The following is a 16,183-nucleotide window of genomic DNA, read 5'->3' on the forward strand; positions in this document are numbered from 1 at the left end:
CGTCACGCCAGCACCCCTTCATCGGCCAGCGCCGCAATCTCGTCCGCGTCCATGCCGAGCATCTCGACGAACACGTGATGATTGTCCCCGCCCAGCATGGGCGGCGGCCCGATCTTCACGTCGGACCGGGAGAAATCCGCCGGCGGCCCCGGCATGTCGCACCTGCCGAGCACCGGATGCTCGATCGCGACATAATGGCTGCTCTCGATCAGTTCGGAGTCGGTAAACACCTCGCGCCCGTCCTGCACCGCCTCCGCCGGGATACCTGCTGCGGCCAGCTGCTCGGCGATCAGATGCTTGTCCCGCCCGCGCGTCCAGTCGGCCAGCACGGCGCTGACCTCCGGCGCGGCGCGCGCTGCCAGGTCGAGCGCCGGGTCGGCCCCGATGATCCCCGCCAGCGCCCGCCAGTCGGCATCGTCGCGCACCGCGATCGCACAATATTGGTCGAACCCGCGCGCCGGGAAGATGCCGTGCGGCGCCATGCCCGGGGCGGCATTGACGGGCTTTTCGAACGCCTCGCCCTCGATCTGCCGGCGGATCAGCACATCGCTCAGCACATGCACCAGCGGCTCGACCTGCGAGACGTCGATATGCTGCCCCTCGCCGGTCTGCCTCTTGCGCTCGAGCGCGGCGAGCACCGCCATCGTCCCGAACATCGGCGCCACGACATCGCCGTACGCGAAGGGCGGCATATGCGGCCCGCGATCGGGCCAGCCCGACAGCGCCGCCAGCCCGGACAGCGCCGCCGCCGAATTGCCATAGCCGCGCAGGTCCGACATCGGCCCCACTCGTCCCGCGACGCTGACCGACAATATGATCAGATCGGGCTTGATCGCGCGCAGCACGTCCGCGCCCAGCCCGATCCGCTCCATGAAACCCTTGCCGAAATTCTCCACCACGACATCGGCCCAGGCGACCAGCCGCTTCGCCACCTCGATTCCACGCGGATCGCCCAGGTTGATCGTCACGCCCAGCTTGCTGGTGTTGGTGATGGCAAAGAAGGACGACCCGTCCGGGTTGCGCTTGCCGTCCTTGAACGGCGGGCTCAGCCGCCCGAGGTCGAGCCGCTTGCGGCTCTCGATCTTCACCACGGTCGCGCCGTGATCGGCCAGGTCCTTGGTCGCGCGCGGCCCCGCCCCGACCCAGCTGAAATCGGCGATCTTCACGCCCGTGAGTGCCTGAGTGTTTTGGGCTTGCGTCATTTCACTGTCCCACAATCGAGCGGCCGGCCCGCGGTGCGCTGGGCGACCAGCGCCGTCGCATGTTCCGCGATCTCCCGCCCCGGAATGCCCATCCGCCCGAGCGACGCGCCGAGCTTCGTCGCATTGGCGCGGTACAGCGTGTCGAACTCGGCCTGTGCGCCCGGCGCCGGATCGACGAAGGTCAACCCGGCCTCCTTCGCATAATCGGTCGAGACGGCGACGGACTTGTCGAGCTCGGCGATCATCGCCGCTTCCCACACGGTTTCCGCCCGAGTGAACAGCGCCTGGTCGGCCGGGCTCAGCCGTTGCCAGACCTTGTCGCCCATCGCCCGCGCGGGATAGGCGCCCCGCGGCACGCGCAGCGTCGTGTAATAGCGCGCGACATCGGCGAGATGCATCGCCCGGAGCGCATCGATCGGGGTCACCACGCCGTCGATCACGCCCTTGGCCATCGACGGATAGACTTCCGCCATCGACATGTTGACCGGGTCGGCGCCCAGCGCGCGCAGCACGTTCGCGGTGTCCTCCTGCGCGCGCAGCCTCAGCCCCTTCAGGTCGGCGAGCGTCCGCACCGGCCGGTTGCGCGTCAGGATGCCGGGGAAGTTGCCGCCCTGCACCGCCAGCACATGCAGCCCGCGCACCTCGGCATTGAACGCCGGATAGGTCTGGGCGAGGCAACGATAGACCGCGACCTGGTCGGCCATGGTGCCGACCCCGCTATAGAAGCTCGGCTGGATGCGCTGGAGATGCGCGCTGCGCGCATACATCGGCGTGATCATCCCGATATCGGCGACGCCGTGGCGGATCTCGAGCATATTCTCGTTCGACGACAGCAGCGCCCCGCCCCAATAGGGCTTGATCCGGATGCGCCCTTTGGATTCCCGCGCGATATAATCCATCCACGCCTGGTCCGCCCGGCTGAAGGTATGCGTCGCCGGATAGGGGCTGGCATAGGTCAGCACGATCGCGCCGTCGGGCGCCGGCGCGCGACCGCACCCGCCCAGCAGACCGAGCAGCAAGGCGAAGAGAAGCGTCAGCCGGGCCATCTCAATGCGCCAGGATCGTCGGCAACCACATCACGGTCGCGGGGATGAAGATCAGCATCGCGAGATGGACGAAGTCGCTCGCCAGGAACGGGATGATGCCGCGAAAGATCGTGCCGAGCGAGATGTCGCGCGCCAGCGAATGGATGACATAGACGTTGAACCCCAGCGGCGGATGGACGAAGCCGATCTCCATCGTGCGCACCAGGAAGATGCCGAACCAGATCGGGCTCAGCCCCAGGCTCTCGATCACCGGCAGGAACAGGGGCGCGGTCAGCAGCATCAGCGCCAGTCCGTCGAGGAACGAGCCGAGCACCAGCAGCACCACCGCCATCCCGATCACCGCGAGTATCGGGCTCGCGCCGAGACCCTGTACCAGGCTCGTCATATGCTCGGGGATGCCGGTCACGCTGACGAAGGTGGAAAAGATGATCGCGCCGATGATGATGGTGTAGATCATGCCCGTGGTGCGCAGGGTCGAGCCGAGCGCCTCGGACACCGCCGCCCGGGTCAGCTTGCCGCGTAGCGCGCATACACCGAGCGCGCCGACACAGCCGATCGATGCCGCCTCGGTCGGGGTGAACCAGCCGATGATCAGCCCGCCCACCACGAACAGCACCAGCGCCGCGATGTCGATCACCCGCACCAGCGACGCGCGCCGCTCCGCCCAGGAGGCGCGCGGGCCGGCCGGGCCCAGCGTCGGGTTGAACCGGCACAGCAGCATGATCACCGCGACATAGAACAGCGCCTGAGTCGCCACCGGCACGATCGCCGCGGCGAACAGCTTGCCGATCGATTGCTCGGCGATGATGCCATAGACGATCAGCGCCCCGCTCGGCGGCGTCAGCGATCCGAGCGTCCCGCCCGCCGCCAGCGCCCCGGTCGCGAAGCCCGGCCTGTAGCCCTGCGCGCGCATCTCGGGCAGCGCGACCGCGCTGATCGTCGCGACGGTCGCCAGGCTCGATCCGCTGATCGCGCCGAACCCCGCGCACCCGCCGATCGAGGCGATCGCCAGCCCGCCGCGGCGATGCCCGAAAAAGCTCGACGCCATGCCGAAGAAATCCCGGCTCGCCCCCGCCGCGAAGCACAGCTGCGCCATCAGCATGAACAGGGGCAGCACGCCCAGCTCGTAGCGCGACAGCGTGTCGAACGACGCCACGCCCGCCTTGATCAGCCCGGCCTCGGGCGAGATGATCACGGCGAGCCCGACCATGCCGACCAGCGCCAGCGCCGCGCCGATCGGAATGCCGACCAGCAGGATCGCGAGCAACGCGACGAACCCGATCAGGCCGACCCATTCCGGCGTCATCGGCGGAAGCTCCGCACCAGGCTGCGCAGGAACAGCAACGTCACCGCACCGGCCGCAAGGATCCACACCAGCCGGAACCAGCGCAGCGGGATGCCGAGCAGCTCGGTCATTTCATGCGTGTCCCACAGGTCCGCCGCCACCCACACCGACCCGGCACAGAGCAGGGCGAAGGACAGGCCCCCCGCCGCCAGCCCCGCCCGGTCGAGCCACAGCTTCGTCGGCGGCGAAACATATTCGGTCAGGATATGCACGGCGGCATGGCGCTGCGACAGCGTCGCCAGCACGATCGCGACACTGGTCGCGACCACGGCGAAGATCTGGAACAGCTCGATCGCGCCGAGAAAGGAGAAGCCGGCATGGCGCCCGATCACCGCGATCGCGTCGGTGGCCATGGCCAGCAGCAACGCCCCGGCGCCGACCGCCTGGAGCAAACGATGCCCGCGCCCTGTCGATGCATTCTCTTCCGGCGAAGCGTCCACGCATCCTCCCTCGGCCGGGTTATGATTCCCGCCTCAAAACAAGTTTGCAGATATAACCGTAGATGTCATCAACTATTTTGCTTTTGTGCGGTTTTGCTTTTATCGCTTCTTGCGATCTGTATAGCCTGCCCATGGACGGCAGGGAGTTTGAGCCATCGGCGAACGCAGGAAATCCGGTGACGACGTATCGCTCGGGCGGCTGAGCAGCTTCCTCGGCTTTCGCCTGCGCCGCGTCCAGAACCAGCTGTCACGCGATTTCTCGGCCCGGACGCGCGAATGGGGCCTGCGCCAGGGCATGTTCAGCGCGCTTGAGGTCATCGCCGCCAATCCCGATATCTCCCAGACCAATCTCAGCCGCGAGGTCGGGCTCGACAAGTCGGTGATGGTCGCGATGGTCGACGATCTGGAGGCACGCGGCTGGGTCAAGCGCACCCGCTCCACCAATGACCGCCGGCGCTACAAGCTGGCCATCACCCCCGAGGGCCGCGACACGCTCGACGCGCTCTTCGCCGAGCTGGAAACGACCGAGGAACTCGGCCTCGCCGCCCTGACCGAGGAGGAGCGGACCGTCGTCAACGACGCGCTCGACAAGGTCTACCGGGCCTATGTCCGGCCGCAGAAAGCAGCGCGGGCCAAGGAATAGCTCGAAACTTAGTTAGCTGCACTCACCTCTCCCCGTTCGCCCTGAGCTTGTCGAAGGGCTGTTCTTTCTTCCTGGGAAGAGAAGAGCAGGGCTTCGACAAGCTCAGCCCGAACGGAGGTGGTGGAATCCAGCTCGAACGCTCGGCCGCCCGGCAGATCGATTCAAATCGGCAGGGAAATGGTGCAACGCCCCCGAGCCGAGGCCCCTGGTCCCGCCCGCTGTTTCTCATGTGAAGATCATAATCCCGGGGCGTGAGATCCTTTCCCTGTTCCGCGCGATGCGTTCGCTGTTTTCGCGCGCCCGTTCCCTGTTACCGGATAACAGGGAACGCCGAGGTAAACGGTTGAGATAGCGATCGAAAGTGGCGCCAGAAGGCACGTGCGGGAGGCAAGATAAATATCTTCCCTGTTATTTCGCTGTTCCCGGCGGATAACAGCGAACGCCTACACCGTCCCCCAGACGTCCCGCGCCACATCGATCACCAGCTTCAGCTTGTCGCGCTGCTGCCCGACTTCGATGTCGTTGCCGTGCACGGTGGACGAAAAGCCGCATTGCGGGCTCAGCGCCATCTGGTCGAGCGGCATGAACGCCACCGCCTCGTCGATCCGCCGCTTGACGTCATCGGGCTTTTCCAGCTCGCCCAGCTTTGTCGTGACCAGCCCCAGCACCACCGTCTTGTCTTTGGGCACATGGCGCAGCGGCGCGAAATCGCCCGAGCGCGGATCGTCATATTCCAGGAAATAGCCGTCGACCGCGAGCTCGTTGAACAGCACTTCGGCGACCGGCTCATATCCGCCCTCCGCCGCCCAGCTCGACCGGTAATTGCCGCGGCACAGATGCACGCACGCCGCCATGTCGGCCGGCCGGTCGCGGATCGCGGCGTTGATCAGCCGGGCATAGGCGCGCGGCAATTCGTCGGGGTCCATGCCGCGCCGCCGCGCATTCTCGCGCTGAGTCTCGTCGCACAGATAGGCGAGGTTGGTGTCGTCGAGCTGGATATAGCGGCACCCGGCCCCGGCCAGGCTGGCGATCTCGGCGCGGTAGGCCGCGGCCACATCCTCGTAGAATTCTTCCAGGTCGGGATAGGCCTCCGCATCGATCGCTTCGCGCCCGCCGCGGAAATGCAGCATCGTCGGCGACGGGATCGTCACCTTGGGCGTCGCCGAGGTGACCGAGGCGAGGAATTCGAAATCGCGCCGCTGGATGTCGTGCGCATGGGCGATCCTGCCCGCCACCTTCATCACCGGCGGGGCATATTCCAGCTCCTTGCCGCCATGCTGGTGGAACTTCACCTGAGTCCCGCCCGCTTCCTCGACGCCGTCGAACTGCAGCAGGAAATCGGTGTGGAAATAGGTCCGCCGGAACTCGCCGTCGGTGATGCCCCTGAGCCCCAGATCCTCCTGGAAGCGCACCACGTCGCGGATCGCCTCGTCCTCGACCGCGCGCAATTCGGCCGGCCCGATCTCGCCGGCGCGGTGCGCGGCGCGTGCCTCGATCAGCGCCCTGGGGCGAAGGAAGCTGCCGACATGGTCGGCACGGAAGGGGGGCTTGCCCGGCATCGAATCACTCTCCTTGCACCATCCGTTCGAGTCGGATTATCTGTACGTGTTACGTACAATATAATGATGCGGTCAAGCGCGTCGTCAGGAGAGCCCATGACCTTCATCCGCAACCGCTGGTATGTCGCCGCCTGGGACAGCGAGGTCGACCGCTCGCCCATCGCCCGCACGATCTGCGGCGAGGCGGTGATGCTCTACCGCAAGCTCGACCGCGGCGTCGTGGCGATGCGCGACGCCTGCCCGCATCGCCTGTTGCCGCTGTCGATGGGCATCAAGGAAGGCGACTCGATCCGCTGCCGCTATCACGGCCTGAAGATCGGGCCGGACGGCTGCGCCGAGGAGATGCCGGTCAAGGCCGAGCGCGTGAACAAGTCGGTCTGCGCGACGCTTTATCCCGTCGCCGAACGCCACCGCTATGTCTGGATCTGGATCGGCGAGGCGGCGCTGGCCGACCCCGCGCTGATCCCCGATTACTGGCCGTGCAGCGCCCCGGGCTGGACCTTCGACGGCGGCTATTACCGCATCGCCTGCGACTATCGCCTCGTGATCGACAATCTCATGGACCTCAGCCACGAAACCTATGTCCATGCGGGGTCGATCGGCCAGCTCGAGATCAACGAGACGCCGATCGAGACCGAAACGCGCGGCGACGAGGTGATCGTCCGGCGCTGGATGCCGGGCATCGAGCCCCCGCCCTTCTGGCGTGACGCACTGCGCCAGGACGGCCTGGTCGACCGCTGGCAGATCTGCCACTTCCTGCCGCCCTCCTCGGTCCTGATCGATGTCGGCGTGGCGCCGGTCGCGGCGGGCGCGACGCCCGAGCAGCACGATCAGGGCGTGCGCGGCATGGTGGTCGATGCGATCACCCCGGAGACCGAGACGAGCTGCCATTATTTCTGGGGCATGGCGCGCAATTTCGATATCGCCGATACGGGCTTCACCGCCCGCTTCAAGGCGCAGCAGGGCGCCGTGTTCCTGGAGGATGTCGAGATACTGGAAGCGCAGCAACGGTCGATCGCGGCCAACCCCGACATGAAGCTCAGGGCCTATGCCATCGATCAGGGCGGCGTCCGCGCCCGCCGGATCATCGACCGCCTCGCCCGCGCGGAGGCCGGCCTTGCCGGATGAGCTCGGCGCGCTCGACGCGATCCTCGGCTTCCATATCCGCCTCGCGCACGGCGCGGTGCAGCGCCATTTCGCGGATCACTTCGCCGATCTCGACCTGACCCAGAAACAGGTCTCGGTCCTGTGGCTCGCCCATGACCAGCCCGGCATCGCCCAGACCGACCTGTCGCGCCGCCTCCAGATGGACCGCGCGACCACCATGGCGATCGTCCACGCGCTCGAACGCCGTGGCCTGCTCGCCCGCGGCCCGGCCGAAACCGACCGCCGCCGCATCGCGCTGTCGCTGACGCCGGAAGGACAGACCATACTCGCCGAGGCGCGCAAGGCGATCGAGACGCACGAGAACTGGCTGAAAGGGCGGTTTACCCGGGCGGAGACCGCACAGCTCATCGGTTTCCTGCGCCGGATCCATGACTAATGGGGGTCAGCGACGTGCTCCGCCCCCCTCCGTCATGCCGGACTTGTTCCAGCATCCATGTTTCCGCAAATATGCAGGCGTTGCTTCTGCGGCGCGATGGTCCCCCTGAACAAGTCCGGGGTGACGTCGGATTTCGGTGTACATTTGCCGTTGCAGCCAGATAGGTACGCCTCAAGAATTGTTGCATAACATAGCAAAATCCGGCAACCTTCCGCACATAACGAAAAGAGGGGATGAGATGGCCACCGATCCGCGCACGATCCTCGACCGCGAGCCGATGTCGCCGTTCCAATGGGGCGTCGTGGCGGTCATGGTCGGGCTCAACGCGCTCGACGGGTTCGACGTGCTCTCGATCAGCTTCGCCTCGCCCGGCATCGCCAGGTCCTGGGGCGTGGATCGCGCCGCGCTCGGCCTCGTCCTGTCGATGGAGCTGATCGGCATGGCCGCCGGCTCGCTGGTGCTCGGCCGCGTCGCCGACCGGATCGGGCGCCGCGCGATGATCCTCGCCTGCCTCGTCGTGATGGCCGCCGGCATGTTCGGCGCTTCCACCGCGCACGATATCGTCACCCTGTCCGGCTGGCGGCTGTTCACCGGGCTCGGGATCGGCGGCATGCTCGCGGCGACCAACGCCGCCGTCGCCGAGGCCTCCAACGCCGCCCGCCGCCCGCTCGCCGTCGTGCTGATGGCCGGCGGCTATCCCATCGGCACCGTCGTCGGGGGTTCGGTATCGGCGGTGCTGCTGCGTAGCTATGACTGGCAGGCAGTGTTCGTGTTCGGCGGCATCGTCACGCTGTGCTTCATCCCGATCGTGCTGTGGCGCGCGCCGGAGTCGATCGCCTTCCTGATGCAGAAGCGCCCGGCGAACGCGCTGGAGCGGATCAACCGTACGCTTGCGCGCATGGGCCATGGGCCGATCGACGCGCTACCGCCGGTCGCGGACGAACCGCCTCCCTTGCCGGTGTCGGCACTGTTCTCACCCGCGCTAGCCCGGGTCACCGTGCTGCTGACGCTTGCCTATCTCGCGCACATCATGACCTTCTATTTCATCCTGAAATGGATTCCCAAGATCGTCGTGGACATGGGCTTCGCGCCCTCGTCTGCTGCGGGGGTGCTGGTCTGGGCCAGCCTGGGCGGCGCCGCCGGCTCGCTGATCCTCGGCCTGCTTACCGCCCGCGTCAGATTGCTGACGCTCACCATCGTCGCGATGCTGCTCTCGTCGGGCTTCGTCATTGCCTTCGGCCAGCCTCAATCCGGCCTGCACGGCCTGTCGGTCGTCGCCGCGCTGGCCGGCTTCGTCACCAATGCCGGCGTGGTCGGCCTCTATGCGCTGCTCGCCCAGTCCTTCCCGACCTCGCTGCGCGCCACCGCCACGGGCTTCGTCATCGGCATCGGGCGCGGCGGCTCGGCGCTCGCCCCGGCGCTCGCGGGCTTCCTGTTCGCCGCCGGCTTCGGCCTCGCGACGGTCGCGGTGCTGATGGCGATGGGGTCGCTGGTCGCGGCGCTCGCGCTGTTCGGGCTGCGCCGGAACGCCGCGGCGACGGCGGCTTGAGGCGGCGCGTGACTCGACCTATGCCAGGTGCCGATCAGGAGAAGCTGTTTGCCGATTGCGTCCGTGCCCATGGAAGATGACGACGCCGCGCTCGGCGCGCTGGAAAGCCTTGCCGGCTATCATCTCCGCCGCGCCTCCAGTGCCTTTTCCAACGATTTCGCCCGCGCGATCGAAGGCACCGGCATGCGCCAGGTGCTGTTCGGCATCCTTTCCGTGGTCGGCGCCAACCAGGACATCAACCAGGGCGAGGTCGGCCGCCTGCTCGGCATCCAGCGCGCCAATATGGTGGCGCTGATCAACCAGTTGGTCGATGCCGGCCTGGTCGACCGCCAGACCGCCAGCTACGACCGCCGCGCCTTCGCGCTCAACCTGACCCCGGCCGGCGACGCGATGCTCAAGGATTGCCTCGCCCGGATCGAGCAGCACGAGCAGCGCATGCTCGCCGGCTTCACCGCGGCGGAGCGCCGCACCCTGATCGCCCTGCTCACCCGGATCGAAGCGCAGGAGCGCTGACCCCCTACTCCCGTTCGTTTCGAGCGCAGTCGAGAAACCGGGCTTGGCGCTCCAACAATGTTTCTCGACTACGCTCGAAACGAACGGGGAGGGAGCGGTTCTCAAGCCCGCCCGGTCACCCCGCCGGATCAGTCAGGATCAACGCGTCGAGCGCAACCGCGCCCTGCCCGTCGGGATAGACCACCACCGGGTTGAGATCGATCTCGCGGATCGCCGGCGTGCCCGCCAGCAGCCGGCCCAGCCCCAGGATGACGTCCGCCACCGCGCCCACATCCAGCGCGGACGACCCGCGATAGCCGTCGAGCAAGGGCCCGCTCTTCAGCCGGCGCAGCTCGGCGATGATCGCGTCGCGCGTCAGGTCGGGCGGCAGCAGGCGGAAATCGTGCAGCATCTCCGCCATCACGCCGCCGAAACCGACCAGGATCGTCGCGCCCCATTCGGGATCGCCGCGCGCGCCCACGATCAGCTCGGTGCCGCGCGCGCCCATCGCCTCGACCAGCGCCCCGTCGAGCGCCACGCCCGGCGCGTGCGCCGCGACATTGGCATAGAGCCGGGCCCAGGCCGCATCGAGCGCCGCATCATCGGCGATGTTCAGGATCACCCCACCCGCATCGCTCTTGTGCGAGAGTGCGGCGGCCTGCGCCTTCAGCACCACGGGATAGCCGATCTCCGCCGCGACCGCCTTGGCTTCCGCCGCATCGCGCGCGAACCCGCCCCTGGGGAAGGGCACGCCGAGCGGCGCCAGCAGTTGCTTGGCGCGATATTCCGGGATCACGCCGCCACCGATCGGCAGCTCGGCCGCCACCGGCGGCGTATCGGCGCTGGTGAAGTCGCGGGCAGCCAGTCGGCTGAGCTGCGCCACGGCGCGGAAGGCGCGATCGGGCGACGGGAAATAGGACACGCCCAGCGCGCGCAGGTCGCGGATATACTCCGCCGGCACGTCGGCGCCGTCGTCCAGCCCGGCGAAGATCACCGGCTTGCCCGGCTTCAGGCTGCGGATCGCCTCGATGATCGGCAGGAACTTCATCCGCGACGTCGCTTCGTCGGTCTGGATGATGCCCATGATGACGCTGCCATAGGTCGGGTCGTCGAGCAGCGGCTCCAGGGTACGGCGATACAGATCGGGATCGACCAGCGCCTGCGCGGTCAGGTCCATCGGGTTGCTCACCGGGATGAAGTCGGGGATCGCCGCGCGCATCCGCGCCGCAGTCGCTGCCTCCATCGCCGGCAGATCGAGCGCCAGCGCTTCGCACAGGTCGAGCGCCAGCGCCTTGAACGCACCCGATTCCGTCAGCACCGCGGTACCGCCCGCCGGGAGCGGCCCGCTGCGCAGCGCAAGGTCGAGCACGTCGCCCAGCTCTTCCAGGCTGTCGACCAGCACCACGCCGGCGCGCTCCACCTTGGCCCGCATCACCGCATAGTCGCCGGCCATCGCACCGGTATGCGTCGCGGCGGATTCGCGCGCGGCGCTGCTCTTGCCCGGATGGAGCAGCACGATCGGCTTGCCCGCCGCGCGCGCCTTCGCCGCCAGCGCCAGGAAGCGCGCGGGTTTGCGGAACTGCTCGACGATCATGCCGATCACCTGGGTGTTCGGGTCGTCGAGCAGATAGTCGACATAATCCTCGACCCCGCTCGCCGCTTCGTTGCCGGTCGAGACCGAAATCGAAATGCCGAGCTCCTTCGACATCAGCGTGGTGCCCAGCACTACCGCCATCGCGCCCGACTGCGAGACGATGCCGATGCCCGGCTTCCCGTCGAGGCGCTGCGCCGGGGTCTCGACGAAGGTCAGTGGAATGCCGTCGACATAATTGACCATGCCCAGGCAGTTCGGCCCTTCGATCACCATGCCGTGCTCGGCCGCGATCCGCGCGACCTCGCGCTGCGCCTCGAGCCCTTCCTCGCCCCCTTCGGCAAACCCCGCCGAGAAGATCACCGCCGCGCCCACGCCGCGCGCGGCCAGCGCACGCACCGTATCGAGCACTGCCGCGCCGGGAATCGCCAGCACGGCGGCGTCGACGCCCATCGGCAGCGCGTCGACGGATTTAAGGCAGGGTCGGCCCGCGATCTCGTCGCGCTTCGGGTTGATCAGGTGGATCTCGCCCGCAAAGCCGTGCCGCTGCAGGTTGAGCAGCACCGAATTGCCCAGCGCGCCACGCGTCGGCGAAGCGCCCACGATCGCCACCGACCGCGCCTTGAGCAGCCGGTCGAGCGAAGGGGTGGCGAGCTTGGTGTCGGTGGTCACTTCAGTCTCCGGTAGTTCAGGCCGCCAACGCTGCTGTCGTCACCCCGGACTTGTTCCGGGGTCCATCGTCCCGCGAACGCAACAATGGTGGCGTGTGCGGAAGCATGGATGCCGGAACAAGTCCGGCATGACGGGAAAGGGAAGGCCGAAAGCTTCAGGCCTTCTGCTTCGACGTGTCGTACGCCCCAAGCCCCGGCTTGAACGTCTTGTCGTCGATGAACTGCTTGATGCCTTCCTTGCGGCCTTCATTGTCGTAGCTGTTGGCCGCTTCCTGCGCGCGGATCAGATAATCCTCGGCATCGTCATAGCTCATCACGCCGACACGGCGGACCGCGTCCTTGGTCGCCTTCAGCGCGACCGGGTTCTTCTTGAGCAGCACGCCAGCGACCTCGGTCACGCGCGCCTTCAGGTCCGCAAGCGGCAGCGCCTCGTTGACCAGGCCCCAGTCGGCGGCGGTCTTGCCGTCGACATTCTCGCCCATCATCGCATGGTACATCGCCTTGCGGAACGGCAGCAGCTCGGTCGCGACCTTGGTCGCGCCGCCGCCGGGCAGGATGCCCCAGTTGATCTCGCTCAGCCCGAACTGCGCTTCGTCCGCCGCAAAGGCCAGGTCGCAGGCGAACAACGGGCCGTAACCGCCGCCGAAGCACCAGCCATTGACCATCGCGATGGTCGGCTTCTGGTACCAGCGCAGGCGCCGCCACCAGCCATAGCTCTCGCGCTGCGCCTGACGACTGGCACCCAGGCCCTTGGCCTCGGTCTCGCGGAAATATTCCTTCAGATCCATGCCGGCCGACCAGGCCGTGCCCTCGCCCGACAGCACCAGCACGCCGACATCGTCGCGGAACTCGAGCAGGTCGAGCACTTCCATCATGTCGCGGTTGAGCGTCGGCGACATGCAGTTGCGCTTGTCCGGGCGATTGAAACGCACCCAGGCGATGCGGTCGATCACGTCATAGGCAACGGTGCCGTTGGAGCTGGTCTCGGTCATGGAAGGTCCGTTCTTGGAAAGGGAATTGAATCAGATCGGGTAATGGCCGGGCTGGGTCTCGATCGTGATCCAGCGCAGCTCGGTGAAGCTGTCGATGCCGGCCTTGCCGCCGAAGCGGCCATAGCCGGAGGCCTTGGTGCCGCCGAACGGCATCTGCGCCTCGTCATGCACGGTCGGGCCGTTGACGTGGCAGATGCCCGACTTGATCTGGCGCGCCACCCGCAGGCCACGCGCCGTGTCTTTGGTGAATACCGCCGCCGACAGACCGTATTCGGTGTCGTTAGCCAGCTCGATCGCATGCGACTCGTCGCGCGCGCGGACGATGCCGACCACGGGCCCGAAGCTCTCGTCGCGGAACAGCTTCATCTCGGGCGTGACCTTGTCGATGACATGCGCCGGCATCAGCACGCCGTGGGAATCGCTGCCATTGACCTGCACCGCGCCCGCGCCGAGCGCGTCGGCGATCAGGCTCTTCACATGATCGACCGTCTTCTGGTCGACCACCGCGCCCAGCGGCGTCTTGCCTTCGCGCGGATCGCCGACCGGCATCGAGCCGACCTTGGCCGCGAACTTCTCGACGAACGCGTCGGCGACGCTGTCGACCACGATGATCCGCTCGGTCGACATGCAGATCTGGCCCGAATTCATGAACGCGCCGAACGCGGCGGCCTTCACGGCTTCGTCGAGATCGGCATCGTCGAGCACGATCAGCGGCGCCTTGCCGCCCAGTTCGAGCAGCACGGGCTTGAGATGCCCCGCCGCGCGGATCGCGATGATCTTGCCGACCGCGGTCGATCCGGTGAAGTTGATGCGGCGCACCGCGGGATGGTCGACCAGCGCGCCGACGATCTCGGCCGCGTCCTTCGGCGCATTGCTGACCAGAGTCACCGCGCCCTTGGGCAGGCCGGCTTCCTCGAACGCCTCGACGATCAGGCCGTGGGTGCGCGGGCATTGCTCGGAGGCTTTCAGCACCACCGTGTTGCCGCAGGCGAGCGGCATGGCGATTGCGCGCACGCCGAGGATGATCGGCGCGTTCCACGGCGCGATGCCCAGCATCACGCCGACCGGCTCGCGCAGCGCCATCGCGATGCAGCCCGGCTTGTCGGAGGGGATGACTTCGCCGCCGATCTGGGTGGTCATTGCGGCGGCCTCGCGCACGATCCCGGCGGCGAGCATCAGGTTGAAGCCGGCCCAGCCCCGGGTCGCGCCGATCTCGCCCATCATCGCCTCGATGAATTGCGGCGCCTTGGCCTCCAGCGCATCGGCCGCCTTGTTGAGCAGCGCGCGTCGCGCATTGGGCCCCATCGCCGACCAGATCGGGAAGGCGGCCGCCGCCGCCTCGCACGCCGCATTGGCGTCAGCGATCGTCGCGGCCGGTGCGGTGGTCGCCACTTCCCCCGTCACCGGGTTGAGGCGGTCGAAGGTCGTTGCCGAACGCTCGGCGAGCATGGTGTCGAACTCGGTCATCACCCTCTCCTTAATTGTTATGTGACATAGCATGATGAATCAGGGGCCGCAAGACCCTCGGACGTCATCGGCGCCTGGCGGCGCGCATCACTTTCGGCGTGAGCTGAGCGAGATAATCGGGTTCGACAACACAGCTGAACGAAGCAGCGGCCTTCGGGTCGCCCTTGCCGTCATATCGTGCCCGTTGCGGAAACGCACAGAGTGGCCGCGTGAACAGCGCCCTGTCGTCGGCGACCTTCGCTGCCTCGATCCGCGCCGGCGCGCGACCCTGCTCGACCCAGTCGATCAGCGACCACAGCATGTCGCGCGACGGATCGCCCGCCACGGTCGCTTGGCCCGATCCGCCGAACTGGTCGGCGCCTGGCCCGCGCGCGCAATGATACATGCCCGGCACCATGAACAGCCGGACCGAGTCATCGAGCTTTTCGTACCCGCCATTGGCCCGGGCGAGCGCGGCATAATAGTCGACCGTCGGTCCGGCGATCACCGAAGGGTCCTGCCAGCCCTGATAGACGATCGCCTTGCCGCCCCGCGCAAGGAACGGCGCGATCCTCGTGCTGTCGGCGCGAAGCTGGGGCATCGTCTTGTTGACCAAAGCCAGGTCACGCGTGCGCTGGAAGCTGTTCTCGTTCCAGTCCGGATTGCGATAGACCGCATCGCCCCACATCGCGCGCAGCAATGGCGAGGCCGGGCCGGGGCGCGTGCGCACGCCCGGCAGCAGTCCCTTGTCCATCGCCCGGCCGCGCTCGTCGGGCATCGGGGCAATGATCCGCCGCAGCATGGCGAGGCGCGGCGGCGACAGGCATGCCCTGGTCTCGCCCGGCTTGCACGCCAGCACGGCCGGATCGAAGCGGCACGCCAGCGGATTCTCGACCACGCCGTCGCGCAGGCCATCCTGCGCATCGCATGCCTTGTTCGACGCGCTCTCGTACAGCGCCCAGTCCTCGTCGCTCAACGCGCCCGCCGCATCGCGCTTCTGCGCCAGCGAGAACCACATCATCCGGACAGAGATCAGCGGCATGTACGGCCCGGGCGCGCCGGCGATCACGCCGTCATAATCGCCGGGATAGGCCTGCATTTCCTTCAGCGCCTGCCGTCCGCCGCCCGAGCAACCCGAGAAATAGCTGCGGTTCGCCGGCTTGCCGTAGAAGCGCTCGACCAGTGCCTTGGCCGCCACCGCGGTCAGATGCACCGCGCGGTGCTCGTAATCGTCGCGCGCCTTGGCCTCCATCATCCAGTGCGCCATGCTGGCCTTGTGCCCACTATCGGTGGTGACGGTGGCGAAGCCCTCGCCGATGCGCCGGCTCATGTCGTTATAGTTGAACACCCCAGCATCACCGCCGACCCCGGCGCCGAGCAACCGCCCGTTCCATTGTTCCGCCAGCGGCAGCCACAGCTCGAAGCCGATACTGCCCTCGATCCGCCCCTCGACCCGGCACAGCGAAGCGCGGACCGGTTGCGGCTTGTAGAAACTGTCGGTGGCGGGCGCCCAGCCCTTCGCCTCCGGCACGATCTCGGTTGCCGACACAACTTCGACCGATCCGGCATGCCTGCCCGCCAGGTCGGCACAGGTCGTGGCCTGGGCCGGCGCCGCAACCGCGAGCGCCGGGACGAACGCCAGCATGGCGAGCAGGGACTTCACC

14 protein-coding genes are annotated in these 16,183 nt (G+C 67.6%); 5 read left to right on the plus strand and 9 right to left on the minus strand.

Annotated elements, in window-relative coordinates; genetic code table 11:
* Positions 1-2 precede the first annotated feature (2 nt).
* The 4 genes from ACZ1I2_RS22915 to ACZ1I2_RS22930 are packed head-to-tail and all read right to left on the minus strand — an operon-like array spanning position 3 to position 4,033.
* Positions 3-1,202 carry a CaiB/BaiF CoA transferase family protein gene (locus tag ACZ1I2_RS22915; protein WP_465175715.1) on the minus strand — a complete coding sequence of 400 codons (1,200 nt, stop codon included), beginning with the start codon at positions 1,200-1,202 and terminating at the stop codon, positions 3-5.
* Positions 1,199-2,248, minus strand: coding sequence for a TRAP transporter substrate-binding protein DctP (gene dctP / locus ACZ1I2_RS22920; protein WP_465175714.1), 1,050 nt, complete (start codon positions 2,246-2,248; stop codon positions 1,199-1,201). Before dctP ends, ACZ1I2_RS22915 begins: the two co-directional genes overlap by 4 nt.
* Before the next feature lies 1 nt (position 2,249).
* Complete coding sequence (locus ACZ1I2_RS22925; protein ID WP_465175713.1) at positions 2,250-3,554, minus strand: TRAP transporter large permease; 1,305 nt, start codon at positions 3,552-3,554, stop codon at positions 2,250-2,252.
* Positions 3,551-4,033, minus strand: a complete 483-nt coding sequence (locus ACZ1I2_RS22930) for a TRAP transporter small permease subunit (RefSeq protein ID WP_465175712.1) — start codon at positions 4,031-4,033, stop codon at positions 3,551-3,553. Before ACZ1I2_RS22930 ends, ACZ1I2_RS22925 begins: the two co-directional genes overlap by 4 nt.
* 295 nt (positions 4,034-4,328) lie before the next feature.
* On the opposite strand from ACZ1I2_RS22930, the gene ACZ1I2_RS22935 reads away from it, so the two are divergent.
* Positions 4,329-4,676, plus strand: coding sequence for a MarR family winged helix-turn-helix transcriptional regulator (locus ACZ1I2_RS22935; RefSeq protein WP_465175711.1), 348 nt, complete (start codon positions 4,329-4,331; stop codon positions 4,674-4,676).
* Between the two features lie 443 nt (positions 4,677-5,119).
* Here ACZ1I2_RS22935 and ACZ1I2_RS22940 read toward each other — a convergent pair whose 3' ends face one another.
* Entirely contained in the window at positions 5,120-6,235 is a 1,116-nt protein-coding gene (locus ACZ1I2_RS22940) for a 5-methyltetrahydropteroyltriglutamate--homocysteine S-methyltransferase (RefSeq protein ID WP_465175710.1), read from the minus strand.
* A gap of 96 nt (positions 6,236-6,331) precedes the next feature.
* On the opposite strand from ACZ1I2_RS22940, the gene ACZ1I2_RS22945 reads away from it, so the two are divergent.
* From ACZ1I2_RS22945 to ACZ1I2_RS22960, 4 genes are all read left to right on the plus strand, one after another.
* Positions 6,332-7,363, plus strand: coding sequence for a Rieske 2Fe-2S domain-containing protein (locus ACZ1I2_RS22945; protein WP_465175709.1), 1,032 nt, complete (start codon positions 6,332-6,334; stop codon positions 7,361-7,363).
* The gene (locus ACZ1I2_RS22950) at positions 7,353-7,778 is read left to right on the plus strand and encodes a MarR family winged helix-turn-helix transcriptional regulator (protein ID WP_465171869.1); all 426 of its coding nucleotides are present in this window, start codon (positions 7,353-7,355) and stop codon (positions 7,776-7,778) included. Before ACZ1I2_RS22945 ends, ACZ1I2_RS22950 begins: the two co-directional genes overlap by 11 nt.
* 238 nt (positions 7,779-8,016) lie before the next feature.
* Complete coding sequence (locus ACZ1I2_RS22955; RefSeq protein ID WP_465175708.1) at positions 8,017-9,327, plus strand: MFS transporter; 1,311 nt, start codon at positions 8,017-8,019, stop codon at positions 9,325-9,327.
* A gap of 69 nt (positions 9,328-9,396) precedes the next feature.
* Positions 9,397-9,840, plus strand: a complete 444-nt coding sequence (locus tag ACZ1I2_RS22960; protein ID WP_465175707.1) for a MarR family winged helix-turn-helix transcriptional regulator — start codon at positions 9,397-9,399, stop codon at positions 9,838-9,840.
* Between the two features lie 115 nt (positions 9,841-9,955).
* On the opposite strand, the gene ACZ1I2_RS22965 is transcribed toward ACZ1I2_RS22960, so the two are convergent.
* The 4 genes from ACZ1I2_RS22965 to ACZ1I2_RS22980 all read right to left on the minus strand — a co-directional run bounded on the left by ACZ1I2_RS22965 (position 9,956) and on the right by ACZ1I2_RS22980 (position 16,182).
* Positions 9,956-12,082, minus strand: a complete 2,127-nt coding sequence (locus ACZ1I2_RS22965) for an acetate--CoA ligase family protein (RefSeq protein WP_465175706.1) — start codon at positions 12,080-12,082, stop codon at positions 9,956-9,958.
* A gap of 154 nt (positions 12,083-12,236) precedes the next feature.
* Positions 12,237-13,073 carry a p-hydroxycinnamoyl CoA hydratase/lyase gene (locus ACZ1I2_RS22970; protein WP_465171865.1) on the minus strand — a complete coding sequence of 279 codons (837 nt, stop codon included), beginning with the start codon at positions 13,071-13,073 and terminating at the stop codon, positions 12,237-12,239.
* Between the two features lie 30 nt (positions 13,074-13,103).
* Positions 13,104-14,540: an aldehyde dehydrogenase gene (locus tag ACZ1I2_RS22975; RefSeq protein WP_465171864.1), complete on the minus strand. Its 1,437-nt coding sequence runs from the start codon at positions 14,538-14,540 to the stop codon at positions 13,104-13,106.
* 64 nt (positions 14,541-14,604) lie between these two features.
* A complete protein-coding gene (locus tag ACZ1I2_RS22980) occupies positions 14,605-16,182 on the minus strand; it encodes a tannase/feruloyl esterase family alpha/beta hydrolase (RefSeq protein ID WP_465171863.1) in 1,578 nt (525 codons plus the stop codon).
* Position 16,183: the final 1 nt, after the last annotated feature.

It is taken from the genome of Sphingomonas sp. BL-S-29, from assembly GCF_055521495.1.